The following is a 16,331-nucleotide window of genomic DNA, read 5'->3' as shown; positions in this document are numbered from 1 at the left end:
TACTACCCGGCCCCTGGGTGCGAACGTCGCACCCAGGGGCTCGGGCGTCGGCTCGCGCGCTAACGCGTGCGCAGCTCCACCAGCACCTGCGGCACCTCGTCGAGCAGTTCGCGCGCCAGCATCCCGGTCAGGCCGGTGCGCGGCACCAGCCGCTGCCCGGCCATGGCGTGCACGTGGCCCGCCCAGCAGGCGGCCAGCGCCAGGTCGGGCGAGCGGGCCAGCAGCCCGCCCACCAGACCCGCCAGCACGTCGCCGCTACCCGATGTGGACAGTCCGATGTGGCCGGTGCTGTCCTGCCACAGCCGCCCGTCCGGCGCGGCCACCACACCCATCAGGTTGACCACGGCGTCGTGCTTGGCGGCGATCTCCCGCGCCGCCGAGACGTGGTCGTCGACCTCCGCGTCCAGCAGGTAGCCCGCCTCGACGTCGTTGGGCGTGAGCACCATGCGGCCCCGCACCGGGTCGCCCAGCGAGGGGTGCGTGCCCAGCGCTCCGAGCGCGAAGGCGTCCAGCACCACCGGGCTGTCCGGCGCGACCATGGGCAGCAGGCGCTCCAGCAGCGCGGCGGTCTCGTCGACGTCGGTCAGCCCCGGCCCGATCACCAGCGACTGGGCCTTGGGTACGAAGTCGGCCAGCACGTCGGCCGCGTCGCGGGACACCGCCCCGGAGGACGCCTCGGGCAGCCCCACCACCAGCGCCTCGGGCACGGCCAGCCCCAGCCCGCCCGCGTGCCGCTCGGCGGTGGCCATCTGCAGCGTCCCCGCACCGGTGCGCAGCGCCGCGATGCCGCTGAGCAGCACCGCGCCCGGCACCCGGCGCGACCCGCCGACCACCAGCACGGTGCCGCGCTCCTCGTGCTCGGGCAACCAGTCGCGCAGCAGCGCGGAGGTGACCGGCTCAGGCTGAGTGCGCTGCTTCATCCTCGGACTCCGTGGGCCGGGCGCCGTGGGCGCGCAGGTGGTCGGTGACGTGCTCGTGCTCCAGCTCGAACCCCCGCTCGCCGCGCACCCACGAGGTGAGCGAGCCGTTGGGGACCACCGTGTTGTGGGCGATGGCGAGGATGTCCCGCTCGGGGACGCACTCCAGCAGGTAGCGCAGCAGGTGGGCGGTCACCTCGTGGGCGAACAGCAGCACCCGCCGCCCCCGGTGCACCCGCTCCAGGTCGCCGAGCAGCGCCCGCAGCCGCAGCGCCACGTCGGCCCAGGACTCACCGCCCGGCGGCCGGTAGTAGAACTTGCCCAGCCGCCGCTTGCGCGCCAGCTCCTCGGGGTAGCGGGCGGCCACGCCGTGCGTGGTGAGCAGGTCCAGCACGCCCAGCTCGCGGTCCCGCAGCCGCTCGTCGACCAGCATCAGCGGGTGCCCGCGCAGCGCCGTCCTGGCGGTGTCCAGCGCCCGCAGGTAGGGCGAGGACACCACCACGTCGGGCCACTGGGCGCGCGGCAGCTCGGCGAACCAGCGGGCCAGCGCCTCGGCCTGCCTCCTGCCCTGCTCGGACAGCGGGACGTCGGCGTCCCGCTCCGCGATGTCGATCACCTCGTGCCCGCCCGACTCGGCGACCTCCCTGGCCACGTTGCCGGTGCTCTCGCCGTGCCTGATCAGTCCGATCCACGCGAAGTCCGTCACCCCCGGCAACGTACCCAGAGCCGGGCGCGGCTACTCGACCAGCGCCGGAACTCGACCCGACCGCACCGCCGCGACCAGCGCCTCGTGGTCGGCGCAGGTCTGGTCGGCGTAGTCCAGCGCGTACTTGGCGAACGCCTCGTCCAGCTCCTCGCCGTCGGCGCAGTACCCGGCCAGCAGGCGCGGGTCCAGGGAGCGGCTGTGCGCGCGGGCCAGCAGCGCGCCCGCGAACCGGCCGTAGTCGTCCAGGTCGTCGCGCTTGAGCGCGGTCGCGTCGATCTCGCCCTTGCGGTTGCGGAACTGCCGCACGATGAACGGCCGCCCCTCGATGGTCGTCCACCCCAGCAGGATGTCGGTCTCGGCCTGCACCAGCCGCGCGCCGTGCACCACCCGCTTGCCCTCGTGCTTGGCCTCCGGCACGTCCAGGAACGGCGCCAGCGCGGACCGCCTGGCCTCCTTGGCCTGCAGCACCAGCGCCTCGTCGCCGTTGCCGCGCAACAGGATCAGGTAGTTGCGCAGGCCCACGCTGCCGGTGCCCACGACGCGGAAGGCCACGTCGACCACGCCGTAGCGCATGATCAGGTTGAAGCGGGACTCGCGCAGGGTGTCCACGTAGGCGGGCAGCGCGCCGACCACGGCCCGTGCGGTCGCGTCGTCGACGCGGGTCAGCACCGGCGGGTCGGGCACGAACCGCCAGTGCTCGCCGTCGCGCCGGGTCCACCGGGCCGCGACCCGCGCGCTGGTGTTCTTGCGCGCCTTGGCCGCGGCCTTGGTGAACGCGCCGGTCAGGTCGTCGGCCTTGGCCTTGGACAGCACCGACTCGTCGCCCAGCGCGCCCCACGACTCCAGGAACGGCATCCCGGCCAGGTGCCGGACCGCGCCGCGGTAGGCGCGCACGGCGTCCTCGGCGGCGTCCCGGCAGCCCTTGTCCGACACGCCGCCCTCGCGGCCCGCGAGAACCAGCGAGGTGGCCAACCGCTTGAGGTCCCACTCCCACGGGCCCGGCAGCGTCTCGTCGAAGTCGTTGACGTCCATGATGATCTGCCCTTCGGGCGTGCCGAAGAGGCCGAAGTTGGCCGCGTGCGCGTCGCCGCACAGCTGGGCGGTCAGGCCGCTGCGGACGCCCGCGGCCAGGTCGCCCGCCATCAGGCCCGCGCTGCCGCGCAGGAACGAGTAGGGGGAGGCGATCATCCGGCCGACGCGCAGCGGCACCAGGTCGGGCAGCCTGCCCTCGTTGGTGCGCTCGACGTACTCGACCACGGAGGGCCGGTCGGCGGCGAGCAGCACCTTGCGGTGGGACTGGTGCCCCACCGCCGCGCGCAGCTCGCGACCCCGCGCGCGGACCTCCTCGGGCGCGACCCACCGTCCCAGCGCGACGGCCGCTTCGGCCCGCTTGCGTTCACCCATGGCCGCCATCATGAACGCCGCGTCGGCAAGTACTACCCGTGCCCCGTCATCGCGCGCGTAACTACTACCCGGTGCGACGAGGTACCGGGTCGGGTAGTGGTCAGCGGCCCTAGTGGGCGGGTCGGGTGGTACTTGCCGACGCGGTCAGGCGCTGGCGACAACCTGGGCAATTGCGTCAATACCCCGGTCCAGCTCGTCCCTGGTGATCACCAGCGGGGGCGCCACCCGCAGCGTGGTGTCGTGGGTCTCCTTGCACAGCACGCCGCGCTCGGCCAGCGCCTCGGACGCCTGCCGCCCGCGCGGGCCGCCCGACGCGATCTCCACGCCCGCCCACAGCCCGCGCCCGCGCACCTCGGCCACCCCGCGCCCGACCAGCTCGCCCAGCCGCCCGTGCAGGTGCGCGCCCAGCTCGCGGGAGCGCTGCTGGAACTCGCCGGTGGCCAGCAGCCGCACCACCGCCCGCCCGACCGCGCAGGCCAGCGGGTTGCCGCCGAAGGTCGAGCCGTGCTCGCCGGGCCGCAGCACGCCCAGCACCGCGCGGCTGCCGACCACCGCCGACACCGGCACGATGCCGCCGCCCAGCGCCTTGCCCAGCGTGTACAGGTCGGCCCGGACGCCCTCGTGGTCCAGCGCCAGCAGCTCACCGGTGCGTCCCAGCCCGGACTGGATCTCGTCCGCGATCATCAGCGCGTTGTGCTCGTCGCACAGCCCGCGCACGCCCGCCAGGTAGCCCGAGGGCGGCACCACCACACCCGCCTCGCCCTGGATCGGCTCGATCAGCACCGCGGCGGTGCGCTCGGTGATCGCCCCGGCCAGCGCGGCCAGGTCGCCGTAGGGCACGACCTTGAAACCGGGCGTGAACGGGCCGAAGTCGGCGCGCGCGGTGTCGTCGGTGGAGAAGGACACGATGGTGGTGGTGCGGCCGTGGAAGTTCGACCCGGCCACCACGATCTCGGCCGTCCCCTCGGGCACCCCCTTGACCCGGTAGGCCCACTTGCGGGCGACCTTGATGGCCGACTCGACGGCCTCCGCGCCGGAGTTCATGGCCAGCACCATCTCGGTGCCGGTCAGCTCGGCCAGCTCCCGGCAGAACGGGCCGAACTGGTCGTGGTGGAACGCGCGGCTGGTCAGCGTGACCCGACCCAGCTGCGCCACCGCGGCGGCCACCAGTTCCGGGTGCCGGTGGCCGAAGTTCAACGAGGAGTAGCCGGACAGGAAGTCCAGGTAGCGACGCCCCTCGACGTCGGTCACCCACGCGCCCTCGCCGTGCGAGATCACGACCGGCAGCGGGTGGTAGTTGTGCGTGCTCCACTCCTCGTCGAGTGCGATGAACTGCCCGGTGCTGGGAGCGGCGATGGCGGTCATACCACCAGGCTAAGGGGCTTGAGGTAGCGATTTCAGCCGTCGAGTGTTGCGCCTTGGCTAACTTCGTTGCGCAATTCCGCTCATCTCCGATGATCCGTTGCGCGGGGGATAGCGCCTGGTCGGTCCGGCTACCCTGCGACGGTGGTGAACAAGTCCGCGCAGGTCCGTTCGGCCCGAGACGTGTTCCTGGTCGACCCGGCGGAGTTCGACCTGGCACGGGTGGACCCGGCGGCAACCCCGGTCGGCCCCCTCGCCAAGCGGGCCGCGGCCGAGGCGATGACGAGCATCGGCGAGCAACTGGACCAGCTGCAGGAAATCCTGTTCGCCGAGGGCCTCGGCGGTGGGCGCAGGCGCGTGCTGCTGGTGCTGCAGGGCATGGACACCTCCGGCAAGGGCGGCACCATCCGGCACGTCGCCGGCCTGGTCAACCCGCAGGGCCTGCGCATCGCCTCGTTCAAGAAGCCGACCGAGGAGGAGTCGCGGCACGACTTCCTGTGGCGCATCCGCCGCGAGGTGCCCCCGCCCGGCTACATCGGCGTGTTCGACCGCTCGCACTACGAGGACGTGCTGGTCCCCCGGGTGGAGGAACTGGTGCCCGAATCCGAGTGGCGCGACCGCTACCGGCGGATCAACGCCTTCGAGCACGAGCTGGCCGAGCAGGGCGTGACGATCGTGAAGTGCTTCCTGCACATCTCGCCCGAGCGGCAGAGGGAGCGGCTGATCGCGCGGCTGGAGAACCCGGTCAAGCGGTGGAAGTACGATCCGGGCGACCTGGCCGTGCGCGGGAAGTTCTCGCTCTACCAAGCGGCCTACTCCGACGCGCTGCGCGAGTGCTCGACCGCTGTGGCGCCCTGGTACGCCATCCCCGCGGACCGCAAGTGGTACCGCAACTGGGCGGTGGCGCAGGTGCTGCTGGAAGCGCTGCGCGACCTCGCGCCGGTCTACCCGCGGCCGACGTACGATCCGCGGGTGGAGCTGGCCAAGATCAAGGAGCGCGATCCGCTGCGCTGAGCGCGGTCTTCGGCGCGCCCCTTGTCGGGTCGGAAAGGTCTAGGCCACTGTGGTGACCGCCGCGGGCGAGCTGAGCGGAGGTCGGTGCGTGGTGCTGAACAGGCGACGGTTCCTGGGAGCCGTGGGAGCGGGGTTGTTGATGACGGAGTCGGTCGCGCAGGCGCAACCGGGGGCGCGGGCCTACCTGGGGACGTACACCTCCTGGGAGGGCGGGGGAACCGGGATCGGGCTGGCGTCCTACGACCGCGCCACCGGGCGGCTGCGGGCCACCGGCGTGGTCGCGGGCGTGCCCAACCCCTCCTTCGTGATCCGCGAGGGCCGCAGGCTCTACGCCGTCAACGAGCAGCAGGACGGCGCCGTCACCGCGCTGTCGATCGGCCCCGACGGCGTGCCGCAGGTGATCAACACCCAGTCCACCGGCGGGGCCGACCCCTGCCACCTGGCGCTGCACCGCGGGTTCGTGCTCTCGGCCAACTACAGCTCCGGCAGCGTGTCGGTGCACCCGGTGCGGCCCGACGGCGGCCTGGGCGAGCGCGCGGACCTGGTCCGGCACGAGGGCTCCGGCCCCGACCCCGAGCGCCAGGAGGGCCCGCACGCGCACCAGGTGCTGCCCGACCCGACCGGCGAGTTCGTCCTGGCCGTGGATTTGGGCACCGACTCGGTGTTCAGCTACCGGCTCGGCGACGACGGCAGGCTGTCGCCGGTCGACGAGGCGAAGCTCCAGCCCGGCGCGGGGCCCAGGCACCTGGCGTTCCACCCCGGCGGCAGGCACGCCTACATCGCCGACGAACTGGACTCCACGATCGTGGTGGCCTCCTACGACCGGGGCGTGCTCAAGCCGGGCCAGGTGCTGAGCACCCTGCCCGCGAACGCCCCCACCACGCCCCGCAACTACCCGGCCGAGGTGCTGGTGTCCCCGGACGGCCGGTTCGTCTACCTGTCCAACCGCGGCCACGACAGCGTCGCGGTGTTCGCCGTCGAGCACGGCGGCGCGCGGCTGCGGCTGGTCGAGGCGACCCCGGTGGGCGGGCGCTACCCCCGGCACATCACCCTCGACAGCACCGGCGGGCTGCTGTTCGCCGCCAACCAGAACTCCAACGCCGTGACGACCTTCGCGGTCGACCGCGAGTCGGGGCGGCTGCGGCTGTCGAGCACCTTCACGACCCCCATCCCGGTGTGCGTGGCGCTCTGACGGGTTAACCGCCTGGGGCGGCGGGCCGCCGGGTGGTACGCCGGATGCCATGAACCTGGTGGCAGCGGTCCTGCTGGTGGCACTGGTACCCGCGCCCGCCGCGCCGGAGCACGTCGCGCTGGGCGACTCCTACGCGGCGGGCACGGGAGCGGGCGGGGAGAGCGGCGAGTGCAAGCGCAGCGACGGCGCGCACCCCGCGCTGCTCGCCGCCGCGCGCGGTGCCGCGCTGCTGTTCGAGGCGTGCGCCGGGGCGACCACGGCCGAGGTGGCGGGGCAGGCCCAGCGGGTGTCCCGGCACACCGCGCTGGTCACCATCACCGTCGGCGGCAACGACGCGGGGTTCGTGGACGTGATGACCACGTGCGTGCTCCGGGGCGAAGAGGCGTGCCTGCAGCGGGTCGAGGTCGCCGAGCGGTTCGCCCGCACCGACCTGCCGGGCCGACTGGCGGGCCTGTACGCGGCGGTCCGCGCCCGGACCGCCGCGCGGGTCCTGGTCATGGGCTACCCCAGGGTGTTCGAGCCGGACCCGTGCCCGCTCGGGCTGGGCGAGCGCAAGCGGCAGGCCCTCAACCGCGCCACCGACGCGCTGGTCGAGGTCACCGCGGCCGAGGCGGGGAAGGCGGGCTTCGTCTTCGTCGACGTGCGAGACGAGTTCGCGGGCCACGGGGTGTGCGGCGATTCGCCCTGGGTGCACGGCGCGCGGCTGCCGGTCGGGGAGTCCTACCACCCCAACCGCGCCGGCCAGGAATCCGGCTACCTGCCCGCGCTGGCGGCAGCCGCCGGGTGAGCACCCGCCCGCAACCGGTTTGAGCCCCCCGCCGGGGGGCGGCCATGATTGCGCCCCGTGAACCACACCACCGGGCTGCGCACCGTCGCGGCCACCCGCTACGTCACGCCCCTGCGGGAGGGCGGCTCCCTGCCGGGGCTGGTCGAAGCCGACGACCTCGGCATGTACGTGCTCAAGTTCCGCGGCGCGGGCCAGGGCGTCAAGACGCTGGTCGCCGAGATCGTGGTCGGTGAGCTGGCCCGCAGGCTGGGCTTCCGGGTCCCCGAGATCGTGCTGGTGGAGCTGGACCCCGAGCTGGCGCGGGCCGAGCCCGACCAGGAGGTGCAGGAGCTGCTGCGCGCCAGCGGCGGCCTCAACCTCGGGTTGGACTACCTGCCGGGCTCGTTCGACTACAACCCCGTGGTGCGCGAGCCGGGCCAGGAGCTGGCGACCAGGCTGCTGTGGCTGGACGCGCTGGCGCTCAACGTGGACCGCAGCTGGCGCAACCCGAACACGCTGCTGTGGCACCGGCAGGTGTGGCTGATCGACCACGGCGCCTCGCTGTACTTCCACCACTCGTGGCGGCCCGATCGCTTCCCCGCCAAGGAGTACCGCTTCGACGCCGCCGACCACCTGATGCTGCCCTTCGCGGGACCGCTGACCGAGGTCGACCGCGAGCTGTCCGCGCGGGTGACGCCCGAGCTGGTCGCCGAGGTGCTGGCGCTGGTGCCCGACGCCTGGCTGGACCAGGACGAGGCGTTCGGCGAACCGGACCGGGTCCGCGCCGCCTACCAGGAGTTCTTCGCGGCCCGCTTGGCGCGGCCGCGGACGTGGGTCGAATCGTTGGAGGCCGCTCGTGCCGCACGTGTTTGAGTACGCGCTGCTGCGCGCGGTGCCGCGGCAGGAGCGCGGCGAGTTCGTCAACGTCGGCGTGCTGGTCTACTGCGCCGCGCTGGACTTCCTGGGGGCCAGGGTGCACGTCGACGAGCGGCGGCTGCGCGCGCTCGACCCGTCCGTCGACGTGGAATCGCTGGAGGCGAGCCTGCGCCACCTGGGCGTGTCCTGCGACGGCGCGGCCGAGGCCGGGCCGGTGTCGCGGACCTCGGCGGGGCAGCGGTTCCGCTGGCTGACCGCGCCGCGCAGCACCATCATCCAGACCTCGCCCACGCACACCGGGCTGACCGACGACCCGGCGGCCGAGCTGGACCGCCTGCTGACCGCGCTCGTGCTGCCCCTGGAACACTAGGGTGGCAACCTCTTCGCTCGCACCGCGTCTACTCCAGTGCGAGCAAGTCACTGACACGGATCGGGGTCGCGCATGAGCGCTGGATACCACCACGGGTACCAGCAGAACGCCGGGTACCGCCCGGCGCCGCAGCGCCGCAAGCCCAGGGTGGGCCGGATCGTCCTGCTGGTGCTGGTGGTGCTGCTGGCCGCCGGGATCGGGTTGTGGGTGTACGTGGACTCGTCGCTGCGCCGCATCGACGCCCTGCCCGACTACGAGGGCCGCCCGGCCGACACGCCGGGCACGAACTGGCTGCTGGTCGGCTCGGACGCCCGCGACGACCTCAGCGAGGAGCAGAAGGCCGCGCTGTCCACAGGGGACGCGGGCGGTCGTCGCACGGACACCATCATGGTGCTGCACATCCCCGAGGGCTCGGGGAACTCCACGCTCGTGAGCGTTCCGCGCGACTCCTACGTCGACATCCCCGGCAACGGCAAGAACAAGATCAACGCGGCGTTCGCGATCGGCGGCGCGCCGCTGCTGGTGCAGACCGTCGAGGGCGCCACGGGCCTGCGCGTCGACCACTACATGGAGATCGGCTTCGGCGGGTTCGCGGGCATCGTCGACGCGGTCGGCGGTGTGGAGATGTGCATCGAGGAGCCGATGAAGGACCCGCTGGCGGGACTGGACCTGCAGCCGGGCTGCCAGGAGCTGGACGGCGCGCAGGCGCTCGGGTTCGTGCGCTCCCGCGCGTTCGCCACCGCGGACCTGCAACGCGTGCAGAACCAGCGCAAGTTCCTCGCCGCGCTGTCGGACCGGGCCACCAGCGCGAGCGTGCTGGCCAACCCGTTCCGCGCGTTCCCGCTGCTGTTCGCCGCCACCGACTCCATCTCGGTGGACGACGACGACCACCTGCACAACCTGGCCGGGATGGCGTTCGGCATGGGCGGCGGCGTGGACACCGCGACGGTCCCGGTCGGCGGCACGCCCACGGTGCCCGGTGCGGGCTCGGTCGTGCAGTGGAACCGGGAGAACGCGCTGCGCCTGTTCGGCGCGCTGGAGAAGGACGAGCCGGTTCCCGCGGACCTGCTCCAGCAGCCGAAGTAGCGGCGGTCGTCGCCGCGCGGCGGTGCGGCCGACGGGCGGCGTGGAAAGCCTGATCGCGCGGACGGAGGGGGTGGGGCGGTGCCGCGCCACCCCCTCTTCGGCTCATCGCGCGTCCGGGTCCTCTCGACCGCGCTGACGCATCGGTGGAGTCCGCCCACGAGGTGGAACTAGCCCTGCGCTTCGGCGGGCTGCTCGTCGGGGGTCGGTGCCGCGTCCCCCTCGACGGCCGGCGCGACTCCGACGATGTCCTCGAACTCGCGCATCAGGTCGTCGTAGATCGGCGTGAGTGACACTTGGTAACTCCCGTAGTCGGTTTGGTCCCCCGATCGGACCAAGGCAGCGTACTGCGGACTACCCCGCACCTTCGCCCGGTATTCACGAAATCCTGCTCCGCACGCTGTGCGTTGGCTAAACGCGCATGATCAGCGTCACTCGTGCGGGTTGTTCACATGATCTTGAACAGCCCGGAGCACGCCCTGTTCTCCCTGCTGCGGAAGGTGCTGCCGCCATTCTTCCGCCGTCCTTCCAGCACCGGCCGCCGCACGCGCGTGACGGGATCGCCGACTTGTGATCAACATCTCCGGCGCCTGCCGGCAGGGCTTCCCGCCGTCTGACGGGCCGGTCCTCAGCGGGGCGGGACCGCGTCGGTGCCGCCCTGCCGATCGGCAGGGCGGCACACCTGCCGGTCGGCAGGGTGAACACTGGGCACCCGGCAGGTGTACGTCCATGATCCATTCCGTACGGTCGGGCCCATGTCGGAAGTTCCCCTCCTCAGCGCTCACCTGTACCGCTTCGTCATCGGTCTCGCCCTGGCCACACCGCACCCCGTGCAGGTGTTCGCCGAGATCGCCACAGAAGGCGTGATCGTCCTGTTCGGGCTGTTGTTCGGTGTCGTGGTGTGGCGCGGGTGGCGCGGGTCGCCGCTGGAACGCGCGCAGGCGCTGCTCGCTCCGGGCGCGGTGGTGGTGGCCTACCTGCTCAGTGAGGGGGTCAAGGCGGTGTGGCAGCAGGACCGGCCGTGCCGGGCGCTGACCGTGCTCGCGGAGTGCCCCGAGCTGGGCGACTGGTCCTTCCCCAGCAACCACTCGACCATCGCCGGCGCGTCGGCGCTGGCGCTGTGGTGGTGCCAGCGCAACTGGGCCTGGTTCCTGGTGCCCGCGGCGCTGGGCGCGGCGGCGTCGCGGGTGTTCGTGGGCGTGCACTACCCGCACGACGTGCTGGCGGGGTTGACGCTGGGCGCGGTGGTGGCCGCCGTGCTGCTGCCGATGATCCGGTTCCTGCCACTGGCGAAGGCTCGCCGGTGAGCTGGGACCTGCGGCCGTCGCTCTGGGTGCTCGCGGGCATTCCCCTGCTGCTGGCGACCGTGGAGCGCCACTTGGCGGTGTGGGAGACCGCGCTCCACCTCGTGGTGATCGGCGTGGCCCTGACCCTGGTGAAGACCCGGCCGATCCCGGCCCTCGGCCTGGGGTGCGCGCAGTGGCTGCTCGGGTTCGTGCTGGGGGTGCTGGCTTCGAGTGCGGAGGCCTCCTTCGCCCCCGCGGCCGGGCTGCCGGTGGTGGCCTACCTGGCGGGCCGCCACAGCACCGGAGATCGCGGCCCGCTGGTGCTGGTCGCGGTGGTGTCCACGGTGTTCGCGCTCTGCCTGGCGCTCGGCGGGCTGGACACCGCCCTGCTGGCCACGGCGGTCGTCGCCGCGCTCGCGGTGGTGCCGTGGACCGTCGGCCGGTACCGGTTGCGGCACGCCGAGCTGCTGCGGCTGGGCTGGGAGCAGGCCGAGCGGCTGGAGCGCGACGTCGAGCGGGGCAGGGCGCGGGAGCGCACCCGCCTGGCCGCCGAGCTGCACGATCTGATCGGTCACGAGTTGGCCAGGGCCGCGCTCGGCGTCGGGGCGCTGGAGGTCGACCCGGCGCTGTCCGAGCAGCACAGGGCCACCGCGTCGGCGGCCCGCCAGGCCGTGACGGCCGCGGCGGAACGGCTCGCCGACGCGGTGCGGCTGCTGCGCACCGAGCCGGACGAGACCGGGTCGGTGGAGCGGCTGGTGGCGCGGGCCAGGGAGTCCGGGGTCGCCGTGGAGCTGGTCGGCCGGAGCGGCGCGCTCGACCCGGTCATCGCCCGCACGGTGCACCGGGTGGTCGCCGAGGGCATCACCAACGCGGTCAAGCACGCGCCGGGTTCGGCGGTCGTCGTGCAGCTCAGCGGGACGACCGTGCGGGTGCGCAACGGGGAGGCCCAGACGCGCGCTTCACCGCCGGGGAGCGGGTACGGGTTGATCGGCCTCGCCGAGCGGGTCGCCCTGGTGGGCGGCACCTTCACCGCCGAACCGCTGCCCGACGGCGGTTTCGAGGTGACCGCGGTGCTGCCGCCCCAGCCGATCACCTCGGCCGCGCCGACCCGCGTCCGGCGGGAGCTGGCCGAGGAGCAGGTCCGCACGGGCGTCCGCCGGATGTTCCTGGCGACACTCGGGGTGAGCGCGGCGGCCGGGCTGGCCGCGATCGGCTACATCGTGTTCGACGCGGCGACCTCGATGCTGCCCGAGGCGGAGTTCGAGCGGCTGCGGATCGGCCAGCCGGAAGCGGAGATCCCCCTGCCCTGGCGTGCGCGGGTGGACAACCCCGACGACGTCACGCCCGTCGATGCGGTGTGCCGCTACTACAGCACCCGTGCCAACCCGTTCGACGAGCGTGGCCGCGACCTGTACCGGCTGTGCTTCCGAGACGGCGTGCTGGTGGACAAGACCCTGCTGCGGCGAGGCGGCTGAGGGAGGCGAGGATGGCGGCGTGATCAGGGTGGTGCTGGCCGATGACGAGCCGGTGGTGCGCGTGGGCGTGCGCGCGGTGCTGGCCGCGGCGGGGGACGTCGAGGTGGTGGCCGAGGCCGAGGACGGCCGCACGGCGGTCGACCTGGTACTGGCCCACCGCCCGCAGGTGGCCGTGCTGGACATCAGGATGCCCGTGTTGACGGGGCTGGAAGCGGCGGCGGAACTGCGGCGGCGGGACACCGGCACCGCCGTGATGCTGCTGACCACCTTCGCCGACGACGCGAACATCGCCCGTGCGCTGGGCGCGGGCGCGTCCGGGTTCGTGCTCAAGACCGGCGACCCGCACGAGATCATCGCCGGCGTCCGCGCGGTCGCGACGGGGGCGGCCTACCTGTCGCCGCTGGTGGCCAAGCGGGTGGTCGACCACCTGTCGGGAACCGGTCCCAGGCTGCGTGAGAACGACCGCGTGGCGGGGTTGACCGACCGGGAGCGCGAGGTGCTCGGCCTGCTCGGCGCGGGACTGTCCAACGCTGAGATCGCCGCCTACCTGCACGTGGCCGAGGGCACCGTGAAGATCTACGTCAGCACGGTCATCAAGCGACTGGGGGTGCGCAACCGGGTCCAGGCGGCGGTGGTGGCCCACCAGGCAGGGCTCATCCCGGACACCACGTGCTGACGATTCGGTCGCGCCCTGTCCGCGATGAGTGCTCACACCTGGCCGCGTCCGGCTCATGTGGTGGGCGGCTATGTCGGTGCTGTGGCGCGGAAGCGATGACAAGTGTGGCGGACACCGTGACAGGCTTCCCTCATTCGGTCTACTGCGATAGCGAGGGGTCACCGCTTGCGGAAATCCGAACCCTCACCGGAATGGGCCGGAGAAACGGGTGGGGCTTGATACCGCTACTGCGCAATGCGGCACGACAACCGCCTGTGCGCTCGGCGTGAACGCTTGCGCCGCGTGGTATCCAGCGCACCTCGGCAACCTGTAGTCGCCCGATTGTGGCGTTTTTCCGGATGACAATAGGGGTAGCTGAGATGACGCAGTGAATATCGCACTGCCAGGTGATTTACGTTCACCTGCCGTGAGGTGTTCGCTTCCGGGGTGACTGAGCAACGGCGCTCGCCGCCCTCCGACCAGCAATTGGACCTCATCCGCCGCATCCAGAGCTTGGCCCAGCGGGCCGAGCGCACCGCCCACAACCGATCGAACCTGGTCGGCCCCCCGCCGTCCCAGGAGCACCTGGACATCCTCGCGGAGATCCGGGCGCTGACCGAGTGGGCGGTGGAACGAGCGGTCGCGCAACGTCGCGTGGCCGAGCGGAGTGCGGCGCACAAGAAGAAAACCAGGACCGCGGTCCCGGATCAGGGACCGCGCCCGGTGGAGAAAACCCTGGACAGCAGGCTCGTCGCGGGCAACTAGGGAAGCGGCCCCCAGCGGGATGGGGGCCGCGCCCGACCGCCTCGGCGCCGCTGCGGCATCGCTCCGACGCCGCTCCAGCGCCGCTCCAGCGCCGCTCCAGCGCCGCTCAGCGGCGGCGGACCAGCTTCACCAGGCCCTTGAAGGTCTCCTCCAGACCCGAGGAGAACGGGTTGTCGTTGATCAGGTAGGTCCACGTGGTGTTGGGCCGCTGCACGCCCGCGTCCTCCAGGTGCGCGCCGTCGGCGTCGATGACCACCTTGGCGAAGGTCTGCTCCGCCTCGTCCCAGGAGTCCGGCACGATCCGCTGGTAGGCCGGGATGGCCTCGCGGTGGAACTCGTCCAGCGGGTTCTGCCGCGCCAGCGCCCGCAGGTGGATGCCCTCCCGCAGGTCGGTCAGGAACGTCAGGTGGTCGCTCCACCGCTGGTCCAGGTGGTGCAGGGCGATCAGCCGCGCCGCCTTCACCAGCACCTCGTGGTCGATGTCGGCCAGCTCCTCGGCCCGCTCGGGCCGCCGCTTGGACAGCTCCTCCCACGCCAGCTCGGTGGTCAGCAGCTGGTCGCGGTGCTGGAGCAGCAGCAACCGCTGGTGCTCGATGAGCTTGTTGTACCGCCAGGTGTTGCGGTGGATCTCCAGGTGCACGCCTTCGGCCACGCGCTGCGCGTGCTCCATGGTGTGCAGGGCGCCGCTGTCGGTCACCCGGCCGTCCTCGGCCACCTCGATGGCCTCGTCGTAGTCGGGCACGTACTGGGCGAACAGGTCGTCCTGGAGGCTGGAGAAGAACACCGAGCCACCGGGGTCGCCCTGGCGGCCCGCGCGGCCGCGCAGCTGGTCGTCCAGCCTGCTGCTGGCGTGCCGCCCGGTGCCGATGACGTAGAGGCCGCCCAGCTCGGCGATGCGCTCGCGGTCGGTCGAGTCGTGCCCGCCCAGCCGGATGTCGGTGCCGCGGCCCGCCATCTGGGTGGACACGGTGATGCGCCCGAACGAGCCCGCGTCGGCGATGATCGCCGCCTCCTCGGCGTCGTTCTTGGCGTTGAGCACCACGCACTCCAGACCCGCCTGCGCCAGCTTGCGGGACAGCCGCTCGGACTCGGCCACGTCCAGGGTGCCGACCAGGATCGGCCGCCCGGTCTTGTGCACCTCGGCGATCTCGGTGACGATCGCGGCTTCCTTCTGCTCCAGCGTGGCGTAGAGCCGGGGCGGCTCGTCCTCCCGGACGCAGTCCACGTTCGAGGGGATGACCAGCACTTCCAGGGCGTAGAAGGTGCGCAGCTGCTCGGCCACGGCCACCGCGGTGCCGGTCATGCCGCAGACCTCGGGGTAGCGGTTGAGCAGCGCCTGCACGGTGATCGAGTCCAGCACCTCGCCCGCGTCGGTGGTCTGCACGGCCTCCTTGGCCTCCACCGCCGCCTGCAGGCCGTCCGGCCAGCGCTGGAGCTTGGCGATCCGGCCGCGGGTGTCGTTGATCAGGTGCACCTTGCCGTCGCGCACGATGTAGTCGACGTCGCGGTGCAGCAGCCACTGGGCGTGCAGCGCCACGTTGACCCTGGTCAGGGTGGTCGACACGTGCTCGTCGGAGTACAGGTCGATGCCGCCCAGCTCGCGCTCCACCAGCTCGCTGCCCGCGCCGGTGAGGTAGACGTTGCGCTCCTCGTCGTCGACCTCGAAGTGCAGGTCGCGGCGCAGCCGCTTGACCAGCTCGGCGAGCTTCGGGTCGGCCGCGGGCCCGGAGGTGGAGCCTGCCAGCACCAGCGGCACGCGGGCCTCGTCGACCAGCACCGAGTCGGCCTCGTCGACCAGGGCCACGGCGGGCTCGGGCACGATCCGGTCGGCCTCGTCGGTGGCCAGCCGGTCGCGCAGCACGTCGAAGCCGATCTCGCTGACCGAGGCGTAGGTGATCTCGGCCTGGTAGGCGGAGCGCCGCTCCTCGGGCTTGGAGCTCTGGCTGAGCCAGCCCACCGACACGCCCAGCAGCCGGTACAGCGGCCCCATCCACTCCGCGTCGCGCTGGGCCAGGTAGTCGTTGACCGAGACCACGTGCACGCGCTTGCCCTGGATGGCGAAGCCGGCGGCGGCGATGGCCCCGGCGAGGGTCTTGCCCTCACCGGTGGCCATCTCCACCACGTGCTTGTCCAGCAGGCCCAGCGCGCCGAGCACCTGCACGTCGAACGGCCGCAGGCCCAGTGCCCGGTCGGCCGCCTCACGACCCAGCGCGACGATTTCGACCAGGTCGGCCTTGGTGAACTCGTCCTTGCCGCGCAGCGCGGCGGCGGCCTCGGTCAGCTCCTCGTCGCTGAGCTTCCCGATGTCCTCGGCGCGTGCGTTGACCTGCGTGAGCAGCGCGCGGTAGGGCGTCAGGTCGGCCGAGCCGGGCTTCTGCGCGAACCGGCGCAGCCGCTGCTTGAAGCGTCCCAGGAGAGTGGTCACGGACGGGCAACGTACGGCACGCCTCCGACGTTCCG

Annotated in this window: 16 protein-coding genes; 10 read left to right on the top strand and 6 right to left on the bottom strand. The window is 72.7% G+C overall.

All coding sequences use genetic code 11. The features are described from left to right. Nucleotides 1-59: 59 nt before the first annotated feature. The 4 genes from IEZ00_RS26400 to rocD form a co-directional block, all read right to left on the bottom strand. The gene (locus tag IEZ00_RS26400) at nt 60-920 is read right to left on the bottom strand and encodes an NAD(P)H-hydrate dehydratase (protein WP_189226029.1); all 861 of its coding nucleotides are present in this window, start codon (nt 918-920) and stop codon (nt 60-62) included. Further along, a complete protein-coding gene (locus IEZ00_RS26395; protein WP_189226028.1) occupies nt 898-1,623 on the bottom strand; it encodes a histidine phosphatase family protein in 726 nt (241 codons plus the stop codon). The genes IEZ00_RS26400 and IEZ00_RS26395 overlap by 23 nt, the downstream gene beginning before the upstream one ends. A 30-nt stretch (nt 1,624-1,653) precedes the next feature. Then, a complete protein-coding gene (locus tag IEZ00_RS26390; protein ID WP_189226027.1) occupies nt 1,654-3,027 on the bottom strand; it encodes a DUF2252 domain-containing protein in 1,374 nt (457 codons plus the stop codon). A 144-nt stretch (nt 3,028-3,171) separates the two neighbouring features. Continuing rightward, complete coding sequence (rocD, locus tag IEZ00_RS26385; protein WP_189226026.1) at nt 3,172-4,392, bottom strand: ornithine--oxo-acid transaminase; 1,221 nt, start codon at nt 4,390-4,392, stop codon at nt 3,172-3,174. A gap of 180 nt (nt 4,393-4,572) precedes the next feature. Here rocD and IEZ00_RS26380 point away from each other — a divergent pair, with 180 nt between their 5' ends. The 6 genes from IEZ00_RS26380 (at nt 4,573) to IEZ00_RS26355 (ending at nt 9,693) form a co-directional block, all read left to right on the top strand. After that, nucleotides 4,573-5,403, top strand: coding sequence for a PPK2 family polyphosphate kinase (locus IEZ00_RS26380; protein WP_189226103.1), 831 nt, complete (start codon nt 4,573-4,575; stop codon nt 5,401-5,403). A gap of 139 nt (nt 5,404-5,542) precedes the next feature. Continuing rightward, the gene (locus IEZ00_RS26375) at nt 5,543-6,595 is read left to right on the top strand and encodes a lactonase family protein (RefSeq protein WP_189226025.1); all 1,053 of its coding nucleotides are present in this window, start codon (nt 5,543-5,545) and stop codon (nt 6,593-6,595) included. A 49-nt stretch (nt 6,596-6,644) separates the two neighbouring features. Next, nucleotides 6,645-7,382 carry an SGNH/GDSL hydrolase family protein gene (locus tag IEZ00_RS26370; protein ID WP_189226024.1) on the top strand — a complete coding sequence of 246 codons (738 nt, stop codon included), beginning with the start codon at nt 6,645-6,647 and terminating at the stop codon, nt 7,380-7,382. A 57-nt stretch (nt 7,383-7,439) separates the two neighbouring features. Continuing rightward, nucleotides 7,440-8,234 carry a HipA family kinase gene (locus tag IEZ00_RS26365; protein ID WP_229796109.1) on the top strand — a complete coding sequence of 265 codons (795 nt, stop codon included), beginning with the start codon at nt 7,440-7,442 and terminating at the stop codon, nt 8,232-8,234. Next, on the top strand, nt 8,218-8,607 hold the full coding sequence (locus IEZ00_RS26360) for a DUF3037 domain-containing protein (RefSeq protein WP_189226022.1): 390 nt from the start codon (nt 8,218-8,220) through the stop codon (nt 8,605-8,607). Before IEZ00_RS26365 ends, IEZ00_RS26360 begins: the two co-directional genes overlap by 17 nt. Nucleotides 8,608-8,679: 72 nt before the next feature. Continuing rightward, on the top strand, nt 8,680-9,693 hold the full coding sequence (locus IEZ00_RS26355; RefSeq protein ID WP_189226021.1) for an LCP family protein: 1,014 nt from the start codon (nt 8,680-8,682) through the stop codon (nt 9,691-9,693). A gap of 167 nt (nt 9,694-9,860) precedes the next feature. Here the strand turns inward: IEZ00_RS26355 and IEZ00_RS37860 are convergent, their stop codons facing one another. Then, a complete protein-coding gene (locus IEZ00_RS37860) occupies nt 9,861-9,986 on the bottom strand; it encodes a hypothetical protein (RefSeq protein WP_268248850.1) in 126 nt (41 codons plus the stop codon). Between the two features lie 459 nt (nt 9,987-10,445). Between IEZ00_RS37860 and IEZ00_RS26350 the strand changes: the two genes are divergently transcribed. The 4 genes from IEZ00_RS26350 to IEZ00_RS26335 all read left to right on the top strand — a co-directional run bounded on the left by IEZ00_RS26350 (nt 10,446) and on the right by IEZ00_RS26335 (nt 13,871). Then, nucleotides 10,446-10,997 carry a phosphatase PAP2 family protein gene (locus IEZ00_RS26350; protein ID WP_189226020.1) on the top strand — a complete coding sequence of 184 codons (552 nt, stop codon included), beginning with the start codon at nt 10,446-10,448 and terminating at the stop codon, nt 10,995-10,997. Next, nucleotides 10,994-12,451: a sensor histidine kinase gene (locus tag IEZ00_RS26345; RefSeq protein ID WP_189226019.1), complete on the top strand. Its 1,458-nt coding sequence runs from the start codon at nt 10,994-10,996 to the stop codon at nt 12,449-12,451. Before IEZ00_RS26350 ends, IEZ00_RS26345 begins: the two co-directional genes overlap by 4 nt. Nucleotides 12,452-12,470: 19 nt before the next feature. Then, nucleotides 12,471-13,127: a response regulator gene (locus IEZ00_RS26340; RefSeq protein ID WP_189226018.1), complete on the top strand. Its 657-nt coding sequence runs from the start codon at nt 12,471-12,473 to the stop codon at nt 13,125-13,127. A gap of 426 nt (nt 13,128-13,553) precedes the next feature. Continuing rightward, entirely contained in the window at nt 13,554-13,871 is a 318-nt protein-coding gene (locus IEZ00_RS26335) for a hypothetical protein (RefSeq protein WP_189226017.1), read from the top strand. Between the two features lie 106 nt (nt 13,872-13,977). On the opposite strand, the gene secA2 is transcribed toward IEZ00_RS26335, so the two are convergent. Next, entirely contained in the window at nt 13,978-16,296 is a 2,319-nt protein-coding gene (gene secA2 / locus IEZ00_RS26330; RefSeq protein WP_189226016.1) for an accessory Sec system translocase SecA2, read from the bottom strand. Between the last annotated feature and the right edge of the window lie 35 nt (nt 16,297-16,331).

Source organism: Saccharothrix coeruleofusca (assembly GCF_014648515.1).
GTDB lineage: Bacteria > Actinomycetota > Actinomycetes > Mycobacteriales > Pseudonocardiaceae > Actinosynnema > Actinosynnema coeruleofuscum.
The sequence above is the reverse complement of the archived record's forward strand: the minus strand, read 5'-3'. Positions and strand labels throughout refer to the sequence as shown.

Excerpts from the sequence above, each read along its gene's own strand:
- IEZ00_RS26400 (WP_189226029.1), bottom strand. The coding sequence starts at position 920 with ATGAAGCAGCGCACTCAGCCTGAGCCGGTCACCTCCGCGCTGCTGCGC.
- IEZ00_RS26390 (WP_189226027.1), bottom strand. The coding sequence starts at position 3,027 with ATGGGTGAACGCAAGCGGGCCGAAGCGGCCGTCGCGCTGGGACGGTGG.
- rocD (WP_189226026.1), bottom strand. The coding sequence starts at position 4,392 with ATGACCGCCATCGCCGCTCCCAGCACCGGGCAGTTCATCGCACTCGAC.
- IEZ00_RS26375 (WP_189226025.1), top strand. The coding sequence starts at position 5,543 with ATGACGGAGTCGGTCGCGCAGGCGCAACCGGGGGCGCGGGCCTACCTG.
- IEZ00_RS26370 (WP_189226024.1), top strand. The coding sequence starts at position 6,645 with ATGAACCTGGTGGCAGCGGTCCTGCTGGTGGCACTGGTACCCGCGCCC.
- IEZ00_RS26355 (WP_189226021.1), top strand. The coding sequence starts at position 8,680 with ATGAGCGCTGGATACCACCACGGGTACCAGCAGAACGCCGGGTACCGC.
- IEZ00_RS26350 (WP_189226020.1), top strand. The coding sequence starts at position 10,446 with ATGTCGGAAGTTCCCCTCCTCAGCGCTCACCTGTACCGCTTCGTCATC.